The following is an 11,181-nucleotide window of genomic DNA, read 5'->3' on the forward strand; positions in this document are numbered from 1 at the left end:
ATTGCGGCCGGTGTCGCCTGAATATCTACGAGCCGCTGACCTTTCCGGCCAAAGAAACTTAACGTGACAACACCGGCAAACGGCTTCCTGACATTGGTGACGTTCGCTTACCAAATTTTGTCGATCTAGGTCTCTTTAGCAAGGCGTGCTTCCTGCACAACGGAGAGGCTCAGTTACAAGACGTTGTTTGATTGCCAGCCGCGACCTCGTTGGTCGCGGCACCTTCCCTTAATTGTCAAATGCTAGGCAAGGAGCCGCCATCATCAGTTATGACACGAAGGACCGCATTCGGCGCAACGGCGGCGTTGCCGTTTCGACTGGACTGAAAAATAATCATAGATAATGGTTAAGTTTCGTGGCTGCTATTACATATGCAACCACCGACATTAGACCGACCGCTTTGGGCCTCAAAGCAAACGCGACGCCCGTCCGCTTCGCCTTTTGGCGTTGTTGTAATAGTCGGACGCCTGCTGCACGGAGCGATGGCGCGATTGTTCCATGGCTTCCGGGAGCGGAATGCCGCGATTGGCCGCTTCGGTGAGATAGCCGGAACGCAGGCCGTGCGCCGAAAACGCCTTCGGATCGAGACCGGCGCTGGCGGCTCGTGCTTTGACGATTGCATTGACCGTTTGGGCATCAATCGCCTGGCGTCCGAGATTGTTCCATCGATCGACGGCGCGAAACAGACTGCCGCTTTCGATCTTCGCCGCTGCAATCCATGCATGGAGCGCGTCGACGGGGCGGCCGGTCAGATAGACGACCTCGTCTTGCTCAGCACTGGCCGTCTTGGTACGCCCGAGGCGGATCGACAAAGAGGGCAGGGGATTGCCGTCCTTGTCGATTACGGGCTCTTCCAGGGTGAGCTGTTCCAATGAGAGCCGTGCAACCTCGCTGCGCCTGCGGCCGCCCGAGGCAAACGCGACCATCAGAATGGCCCGATCGCGCAGCGTGCGCAAATCGTCGCCAACACAGGTTCCCAGAAGTTTCGTCATGATGTCGCCGGTAATGGCCTGCGCACTCTTGCGGCTGCGCGGACGATTGGTGGCGCGCACGGCAAGACGCAGAGCGGATTTGACCGACGGTGCCGAAAACGATCCTTCCAGCCCGCGCCAGCGGGTCAATGTCGACCAGTTGGACAGGCGGCGCCGCACGGTTGCTGGCGCATGCGGCCCGGATGCGCGCAAAAAGCCCTGGCTGAGCAATTCCTTTTCCACGCCGGCTGGCATGCCGTGATCGGGATCGATCTCGCGTTGTTGGTGTCGCCACAGATGGTGCGCGATGAATTTCAGGAGCAGGGCTTCTGGTGCCGGGAAGGGGAGGGGGCTGCCGGTTGCGGCCATCGACCAGGCTTCAAGATAGGCCAGATCCGAGGTCAGCGCACGCAGCGTGTTTTCGCCCATGCCTTCCTTGACCAGATGGCGCAGCGTTTCGACATCCTGATCGGTCAAAATCTCCGCCAGCATGTCGCGCCGGTTCATCGGCAGCACGGCGGCAATCGTATCGAGCTGTAGCGCACGGCGCTCACTGGCGGGATCGGGCAATTGGGCCAAGGACAGCCTCCGTGATCGGTCAAGAGGCGCTGCTTTCGCGTGCCATTGCTCCGACTTTTACGGATTTGCGCCCTGAAATCAATCACCATCGATACTGTATAATTATCGATGATGAAAGGTGCTACTTCCAACCATCGCCAGTGCCGGACAGTAAATAAACACTGGTGTCCGTTCGAGAATTTGTTTACCATGTTTTCAATGCGTTACGATCTCGATGATTTGCCTCTGAAGGCCCTGTTGCAGCCCTTGACGCGCGCCAGTGCGGCTCTGGTACGCCTCGACGAGCGCCTTGCCCACTCGCCGGTCGGCGCGGGGCTGATCGAACGGTTGCATTTTGCCGATGCCTGCGCCTCATTGTGGCTCGATGGCGAACTGGTCGAGATGGAAGACCTCGTCCTGCATGAGGCGGCCCGCGATATCCGCTCGCCCAGCCACGCGCTGACAATTGCCCGGGACGTGTTGCAGACAAGGCGGCGCATTTCCGCGCAGGCGCCGGACTGGGCGCTGAGCCAAAACGGTTTGCGCAGTCTGCGACAGGCAGGGCCTGCAGCCTCATTGGGTGGCGGCGGCATCGTCGCGGAGGGCGAAAGCGCCACTGTGCACGATGCGACTGTCGAACGGCCGGATCAGGACGGGGAGGGGAGAAAAAATCGTTGGGATGAGAGACTCGACTTGCCCGGCATCGATCTCGACGCCATCGACGCTGTGCTGGCACGGTCCGAAGACGTTCTGACCAAAGCGAAACAGCCGCAGAGGATGGCTAAGCCGGAGACTGACCCGCTGATCCGCGATCCCGACTGGGATGAAGAGGAACGGCTCGAGGAATGGCGAACCGTTTTGCGGTCGATCAACGATCTGCCGCCGGTGCTGCAGGCCATTCTGGCGCTTGATGCGTGGAACGAGCTTGCCGTTTTGCAGCGAGCGCCGTGGTTGGGCCGCTTGTTGGCCGCCTCATTGCTCCGGCGCGAAGGGCTGACAAGCCAAGCGCATTTGCTGGCCTTCAATGCCGCCCTGAAAACCATCCGTGTCGAACGGCGGCGCCATCGCAACTTTGAAACCCGACTGCATGCCAGTCTCGACGGGCTGATTGCCGGAATTGAAGCGTGTTTTAAAGAGCATGACCGGTTGCTGCTGGCGCGCCAGATGATGGAAAGACGGCTTCTCGGCCGACGTGCCTCGTCAAATCTTCCCGGTCTGATCGAACTGGTGCTGGCGAGGCCCCTGGTTTCGGCCGGTATGATCGCTGCGGAACTCGACATCACGCCCCGTGCCGCCCTTCGACTTGTGGAAGAGCTAAATTTGCGCGAAATGACCGGCAGGGGACGGTTTCGCGCGTGGGGCGTTGTTTAGCAACGCTTCACGCACTTCACCGCTTAGATGAAGCTACTTCATATTCAGTTTCTAACAAACTGATGGTCGTCGATCGGTAGCTCGGATACGGGGATCAGTTCCAAATTGGCACGAATGATACGACGGATTACAGTGCGATTGGAACCTGAAGCAATTTGGAAACGCACATTAGCGAAGTCGACCCAGCTCGCGGGAGATAGCCGCTTGCGAAATGCGTCTGCACTGAGGTCGCCCTCTTTCAGCATAGGCCCTGCTATCTCGCGAAACACATCGAACAATGCTTGCACGCCAACAGTTTTTCGTATGAAAGAGTCAGGGGCTGCATTCCGCCAAAAAAGTTCGTCAGCGACGTTTACGAAATTTCGGGTCGCCGCATAAATGAGCGCATCGTCACCCGTTCGGTAAAGTTCTCGAAACGGCGGTCCGTTTGGTCTTCCGTCCGGTAGGGAGGATCCTTTGCTGAAAAAAGACGCTCGCAACGCGGCCGTGTCGGATTTCGGATTTGAGCTGATGAGGCGTCACGGCTTGTGTGGAGAGCTTCGTTCCAATAGTCCCGATGTAGAATGTTCACCGAAATTGTCAGCGGTGGAACGCCTAGTGCTGACGCAGCGAAGGAGCGGTCTCAGGCTATCGGAAGTTGAGGTGCTTGGTTCTGGCACTGGATCGATAAAAAGATTACGATACAAAGCATAAATATGCATACAAGCTCACCTGCTAAAGCGGAAAGATGAAGAGTGTATACTCAAGCATTAAGTGTGCTTTTAACGACAAGGAAAATGTGAACGAATGGGGTCTGGGGGAAGTTTCGTACCGCGGTCGGTTCTCAATACCAACCAACTGCCGTTGCATCAGCGCATTCCGCTGTGGCGGGACAGTGCGACTTCCGTTTGGGATGTTTCTGAGCTCACCTATGACAGTTTCTATGCCAATGTCGACGCTTTTCATGCGGGCGATCTGATGTTTGGCACTGTTCGCAGCTCCGGCCAGACGACCGAGCGCGTTAAATCGCGGATCGCCGTCGACAGCCTCGATTATTATATGCTGCAATTTTATGTCTTTGGTAAGCGCAGCGCACAGGCGCGTGGCCGTGAAGAAATTGCCCAGCAAGGTGATCTTCTGATCGTTGACATGACGCAGCCACTGAAGACTGTATCGACGGAATATCAGAGTTTTGATCTGGTTTTACCACGGCGTCTATTTGATCCGTTGCTTGCGCAGCCTGATGGCTATGGCGGTTCGCGACTGGCGGCTCAGGAACCGCTGACGGCCTTATTGCGCAGTCATGTTCTGGCCCTTTATGCAGCAGGACCCAAAATGACACCGGCGCAGGCTATGGCGATGCAGGGGCCTACACTGGCACTGGCTGCAGCTGTTCTCAATGGCGTGGTGACAGAAGAGCAGGCTGTCCCCGTCCGTACAGCGGCATGGCTGGCGGTGCGTCGCTATATTGAGGATAATCTGGCCGATCTCACGTTGAGTTCAGCAAGTGTCGCACAGCATTTTGCTTTCTCGCGGGCAACATTATACCGGATCATGGAACCGGTTCACGGCTTTTCCAGCTATGTCCGGCAGCGGCGGCTCTACCGATGCAGGGATGATCTGGTGCATCCGGCCTGCCGTCACCTGTCTGTCAGCGAGATTGCAATCAGCTGGGGTTTTGCGAATGCGCAGACTTTCAGCACATTGTTTTCACGCCATTTCGGCATGCCGCCACGCGACTATCGGGAAATGGCCTTCGGCAGTACCCGTCATCATACCGAATCGACCTCAGAGGTTGACTGGAGCCGCTGGCTTGCAGCCATGCGATAGGATTTTGTCGGTTTAACAGAGCGCGACATTTTTACGATGTGAGACATACAGAAAAGTTTTGGAATATTTTTTGAGACGCTCAATATAACAGATTGATATAGTTATAAATTTTAGTCTCTTACGGCTTGACAAGCACCAGCTTAAATTCAAATTTGCGATCAGATTTTATTTATATCAGGTGGCAACATTGTTTTAAAAATAAAGCAATGTGGCGCCTGCAATGCTGATTGTCGTTATGTGCGTGCAGGTTCAGGTCGCCCGACGGTATCGGCAGATCCGGGGGCTGATCATGTATAAGACAACCGTGCACAAGATGCGTTCTTTATTGCAGAACACAACGGCGCTTGTCGGGATCAGATATTGGTCTGTTGCAGCAGCAATTGTGATGTGTCCGGCTCTTTCTGTGCAGACCGCGCGGGCTGAATTTGTATGGACAGGAACCACCGGGGGATGGAACTCGCCCGCATTCTGGTCATCCGGCAGCATTCCCGACAGCGCCGGAGCGGAAGTTACCTTTAACGGCATGAGTGACGGCATAACTTATTATGTCGGTCTGGATGGTGGTCCGTATACCGTCGGAACCCTCAACATAAACAATAGTGTTCTGGGCGGATATGCTTTTCAGAACGGTACATTGACCTTGAATTCGGGAACAACGGATGATGCCCGTATTATTGTGACCCGCAGGAATCATACGCCAATTTTTCAGTCGACGGCTGTTTTGAATCTGGCATCGGATGTAACTGTCGATACAGTTGGCGCAAACGCGGAAATGAGTGTTGCAGGCAAGATCTTCGGCACGCATAAGCTGACCAAGACCGGTGCCGGTACAGTGACACTCTATGGGGCCAGTGCCGGTTCCATGTTCAGCGATATTGATGTGACAGGCGGAACCCTCGCACTTCTGGGGGCAGGGGATGTCGGTTCAACCACACTTTCAGTGCGTAACGGAACATTGCAGACTGATGGTGCGGCGCTGGCATCCGGTGCGACGGTTAATGTTGGCGCCAATGGCGCCTTTGACGTCCTTATCGGTAACGAAACAATCAGAGAATTGCAGCAAACCGGTGGCACAGTATCCGGCAGAACCGGTACGACAGTTAATATCAGCGGGCATTATAATCAGACAGATGGGACAACCGGCAGGAATATCACCCTGAATGCCGGTACTTTCACACAAAAACGCGGTGTCATCGCCAAAGACACGACGGTTAATGTTGCTGGTAAAACGATCCTCTCCGGTGGTGAGATTAACGGCGTACTGAACCTGTCCGGCGATGCTTCTGTACTGCAGGACAGTAAAACAACTGTGCGCGGCGAATTGAGCGCATCCGCACCGGCAACGCTGACCGTCAAAGACACTTTGGCTTTTGACAGGGCGACATCCCGTAACGTCTCTTATAATCTTGAAGGTGGTGTCATATCCGCCATTGCGGACATGTTACTGTCGACAGGCACAATCAGTTTACTGAGCGGTCAGTCCGGAACACTGGCTGCAGCCGCTGGCGCAACGCTCAATATTATGACTGGCTTTAAGGCGGAAGACGGCTCTGTTCTGACACTGGGAAGTGCTGCGGATACGGGAACTGTTTTTCTCAGCTTTCGCAATGCCAGCCGGTCCGGTGCTGCCGGTCAGGAAACGCATGTTGCGGGCGGCACAGTTAAGATAGGAAGTTTGCTCGCCGGCAAAACAGCGCTGGGCATAGATACAAATTCTACACTTCCCGTGCGCGTAGCGATTGCGAAAGATGCCGTTGTTGATGTCAACGGTTTTGGTACAAATCTCACTGCGCTATCCGGCAGCGGTACTGTTACTAACAGTGCTCCGAATTCTGCTGTGATCACTGCGAATGGCAATGTAAACTCTGTTTTTGCCGGTGTTATTGAAAACGGCAGCGGCGGATTATCCCTGATCAAGGACGGTACCGGCACGCTGGCGCTGACGGGAGACAATACCTATACAGGCGGCACGGATATTAAAACCGGCACCTTGCAGATCGGTGACGGCGGCACAACAGGCTCCCTTGCAGGAGATATTCATAATAGTGCGGCACTTGCCTTCAACCGTTCCGGTATTCTGACACTGGCAGGTGCAATCTCCGGAAACGGGAGCCTCCTGCAATCAGGCACAGGCATAACCATCCTGACCGGTAACAGTTCAGCCTTCACGGGTGAAACCAGTGTAAGCAAGGGCACATTGCAAATTGCCGGAAAGCTTGGCAGCAGTGCAGGCCATATCGATGCGGGAACGACCAGTGGTGCAACAGCCAATTTGCGTGTCACTGGTACTGACGCGCGCTGGCTGATTGACGGTAATCTCTCAATTGGCGGTGCCGGTAACGGCGGGCTCGTCATTGATCAGGGCGGCATAGTTACCAACAGTTTCGGTGATGTGAAGGGTGTGTCCGGAGAACCGGCGACAGCGGTCGTCAATGGTCGGGGATCCAGATGGGATAACCGCGCCGCTCTGTTGGCCGGTGTAGATGGCCACGGGGAGGTTTATGTTCTGAACGGTGCAACCCTGACCAGCACTGACGGCCATATCGGCCGCTCACTCAATGGTGCCGCCGGTGAAGGTCTGGTCGTCGTGTCCGGCACAGGTTCGAACTGGAGCAATGCCGGTACTTTGCGGGTCGGTGACATGGGCGGCAAAGGAACTTTGCGGATCACCAATGGCGGTATTGTTACGAATGGTGACAGCTTTATCGGCAGTATGACTAACAGCACCGGCTCGGTTATTGTTGAGGGATCAGGTTCTCGCTGGATCAATACCGGCGACCTCAATATCGGCTTTGGTACGCCCTTTAATTACGGCTCGGGTTCCGTTTCCATTACGATGGGCGCAGTCGTTGAGGCCGGAGCGGACGGAAAGGGCACGGTCTATCTGGCGAAAGACGGATTGTTCCCGGGTTTTGGTTCAACCGGTACGCTCAGCATCGGTGCAGACAGCAATGACGCTGCCAAGGCGGCTGTTGCAGGGCGGCTGAAAGCGGGGCTGCTCGAATTTGGCAAGGGAACCGCCACGCTGCGTTTCAACCACACCGACAGCAATTATGTCTTCGATACACGCATGAAAAGCGGGAACACGGGCAGCATCAATCAGATCGCCGGAACAACAGTGCTGACGGCTGACAATACCGACTTCAGGGGTATGACAACCGTGTCCGGCGGCAAGCTGATCGTGCAAGGCACACTTGGCGGTTCGGCTGCAGTCACGGGCGGAACACTGCAATTTGGCGGCGGGGCACAAAGCACGATCAACAGTCTCTCGGATGATCTGAATGTCAGTGGTGCGGGAAGCAAACTCGCAATCGCCGGTTCCTCATCCTTGTGGGTATCAAATACCATTGATCTGCAGGATCAGACACAGCTGGCAATCAATGCCGGTGCGGGACAGCCGTCACTTGAGTCTGACCGGATGAGGATCGGCAATGGTGTTGCGTTCAATCTCAGTGGCATTCAGAACGAAAGTCAGCTTGAGAAGGTTCTGATCTCGACGCGGAACGGCATCAGCGGGGATTTTTCAGCGGTGACGATCGGCGGTTTTAACGGAACGGTCGATTATATGACTGTCCATACCCGCAAATCCGATGACGAAACAAAATATCTGGCGAGCTATGGTCTGAGCTGGACTGCGGGTAATAATCTTGCTCATGGTACATTCACCCTTGCCAATGCAACTGACCATTTTACCGTCGGTACAGCACTGGCCGATCAGGTGATGAATGTTGTGTCCGGTTGGGATGGTACAAGTCTGACGAAAGCGGGGGACGGCACGCTGCTGCTGACCGACACCAATACATATAGCGGCGGCACCACAATTCAGGGCGGGGTTTTGCAGCTCGGCAACGGCGGCATAACGGGCTCGGTTCTGGGCGACATCACCAATAATGCCGCTCTTGCCTTCAACCGTTCAGATAGTTTTGCTTTCAGCAATGTTATTTCCGGAACCGGTCGTGTTGAGCAGCGCGGCAGCGGCACACTCATCCTGTCGGGTATCAACACCTATACGGGCGGAACAAGCATTGCGGGCGGCATATTGCAGGTCTCTGCGGATAATAATCTGGGAGCTGGGCTGGGGGGGCTGACCTTTAGCGGCGGAACACTTGCCACCACAGCCGGTTTTGACAGTGCCCGTGCAATCGGGCTGACCGGAAACGGCACTTTCGACATCGCTGCCGGAACCGAATTCGGCCTGACCGGTGTTATCACCGGCACCGGTGATCTGATCAAGTCCGGTGCAGGCACTCTGCGCCTTGAGAATGGCGGGAACGCTTACGGCAATACACTCGTGCAGTCCGGCATTTTGACCGGGGATGCCGGATCGCTATCCGGCCATATCGGCAATGCTGCAACCATGATCTTTGATCAGAATGTTGCTGGGACATTTGCGGGGAATATTACCGGTCTGGACGGTGTTGAAGGCCGGATGGAAAAGCGCGGCGCAGGGACGCTTACGCTTGCGGGCACATCTGTGCTGGACTGGACGATTGCCGGTGGAGAACTGATCACCGCGGCTGACCGGTTCGGCGGCAATGCGGAGATTGCCTCCGGCACTTCACTCCATTTCGACGGCAGTCATGCAGGCCATTATGCCGGTGTATTGTCCGGCAGCGGTCGCTTTGCGCTGGATGGTACAGGAACCGTGCTTTTGACCGGTGACAGCTCCGGCTTTACCGGCACAACCACGCTCAATGCGGGAACATTGCTGGTCGGCAATGCAAACGGCACCGGCCATCTTGGCGGATCACTGGATGTGCTCGCCGGAGCGAGACTTGGCGGTTCCGGCACGATCGGCTCCGGCACAGGATCTCTGGTGAGGGTTGCTTCGGGTGCAACAATTGCACCGGGTAATTCTATCGATACACTGACAATTGACGGTAATCTTACTTTTGAAGCGGGTTCAACCTTGGAAGCCGAGATCAATCCGGCGCTTGAAAGTGATCTGATTACGGTAACAGGACAGGCCAATATTAACGGCGGAACGGTCTATGCACTGAAAGCGGGTGGTGTCTATCTGCCCGAAAGCCGGTGGACGATTGTGAATGCTGTAGGCGGTGTGACGGGGGTCTTTAACAACCTTGATCAGAATATGCCGTTTGTTGATCTCGCACTCAGCTATGACCGTAATCACGTATATATTGATGCTAAACGTAATGCCGTCGCTTTCTGCGATGTTGCCGTGACTTCCAATCAATGTGCAACGGGCAATGGGATTGAGAGCATCGGCGTCGGTAATACGGTCTATGATCTCGTGGCGTCACTGACAGATGAGACCAGTGCACGGCAGGCCTTTGATGCGCTGTCCGGTGAAATTCATGCCTCCGCAAAGACAGCACTGATTGAAGACAGCCGTTTTATCCGCAATGCCGCCAATGATCGTCTGCGTGCAGCTTTCGGTGATGCTGGTGCGTCTACTGCTCCGGTATTGGCCTACGTCTCACAGAGTGATCCGGTTGCCGTTGCCGCGACGCATTCGGGGCCGGTATTCTGGACACAGGCTTTTGGCAGCTGGGGCTCAGCGGATAGTGACGGCAATGCCCGCGGTATGGGTCGCAATACCGGTGGTCTCCTGATTGGGGCAGATACCATGCTTGATGACTGGCGTGCAGGTATGCTGTCCGGTTACAGCCATTCCCGCATCAAAGGGGATACTGGCAGCGGATCGGCATCCTCTGACAATTATCATCTCGGTCTTTATGCAGGAACTAACTGGAGCAATGTGAATTTCAGAAGCGGCATTGCTTATACATACCATAATGTGGATGCCGGTCGTTTTGTGGCCATTCCGGGTTTGAACGAGCAGCTCAAAGCGGACTACAGCGCCGGTACTTTTCAGACCTTCAGCGAACTCGGTTACGATATTCGTCTGAAGAATGGCATGCGGCTTGAGCCTTTTGCAAATCTGGCGCATGTCAGCCTGCACACCAATGGTTTATCAGAGACCGGTGGTGCAGCAGCGCTTAACAGTCCAAGCAGCAATACCAATATGACATTTACCACGCTTGGCCTGCGCGGAGAGCAGATTGTTACCCTTGGGGAAATGAAAGCGACACTGCGCGGCATGGCCGGCTGGCGACACGCAATAAATGGCACGGTGCCTGAAGTTGTGTTTGCTTTCTCTGATGGCGACAATTTTACCATTGCCGGTGTGCCTCTTGCAAAAGACAGCGCGTCAATTGAGGCGGGGCTGGATATTGACGTCACATCCAGCGTCACGTTGGGATTGTCTTACACGGGACAGTATTCTGCTTCTTCACGGGACCATGTTTTCAACGCAAATTTCGAAATGAAATTTTGATGCGGGAATAATGGTTCTGATGGGATGGACGCCGCCATGGGCGCAAACTTAAGGCGTTAGCGCCTGTGACGTAGAGTTTTGACAGTGTTCAATTGTGAGCGCAACGAATAGCCCACGTCTTTCGTGATTGACGGAATGGGTTTCCGGCTGGCAGTCAAAACTTTTGCTTTG

At 55.2% G+C, this 11,181-nt stretch carries 4 protein-coding genes and 1 pseudogene; 4 read left to right on the plus strand and 1 reads right to left on the minus strand.

What is annotated here, in order from left to right; genetic code table 11:
• Positions 1–65: 65 nt before the first annotated feature.
• Positions 66–191 (plus strand): annotated as a pseudogene (locus HWX93_RS23115) (DNA helicase); the annotation flags it as partial.
• A 216-nt stretch (positions 192–407) separates the two neighbouring features.
• Here HWX93_RS23115 and HWX93_RS22000 read toward each other — a convergent pair.
• Positions 408–1,478, minus strand: a complete 1,071-nt coding sequence (locus HWX93_RS22000) for a site-specific integrase (protein ID WP_235969189.1) — start codon at positions 1,476–1,478, stop codon at positions 408–410.
• A gap of 261 nt (positions 1,479–1,739) precedes the next feature.
• Between HWX93_RS22000 and HWX93_RS22005 the strand changes: the two genes are divergently transcribed.
• From HWX93_RS22005 to HWX93_RS22015, 3 genes are all read left to right on the plus strand, one after another.
• Entirely contained in the window at positions 1,740–2,900 is a 1,161-nt protein-coding gene (locus HWX93_RS22005) for an RHE_PE00001 family protein (RefSeq protein ID WP_011983093.1), read from the plus strand.
• 786 nt (positions 2,901–3,686) lie between these two features.
• Complete coding sequence (locus tag HWX93_RS22010; protein WP_011983095.1) at positions 3,687–4,709, plus strand: helix-turn-helix domain-containing protein; 1,023 nt, start codon at positions 3,687–3,689, stop codon at positions 4,707–4,709.
• 289 nt (positions 4,710–4,998) lie between these two features.
• The gene (locus HWX93_RS22015) at positions 4,999–11,010 is read left to right on the plus strand and encodes an autotransporter domain-containing protein (protein WP_176038733.1); all 6,012 of its coding nucleotides are present in this window, start codon (positions 4,999–5,001) and stop codon (positions 11,008–11,010) included.
• Positions 11,011–11,181 lie beyond the last annotated feature (171 nt).

The organism is Brucella tritici, assembly GCF_902825325.1.
Lineage (GTDB): Bacteria > Pseudomonadota > Alphaproteobacteria > Rhizobiales > Rhizobiaceae > Brucella.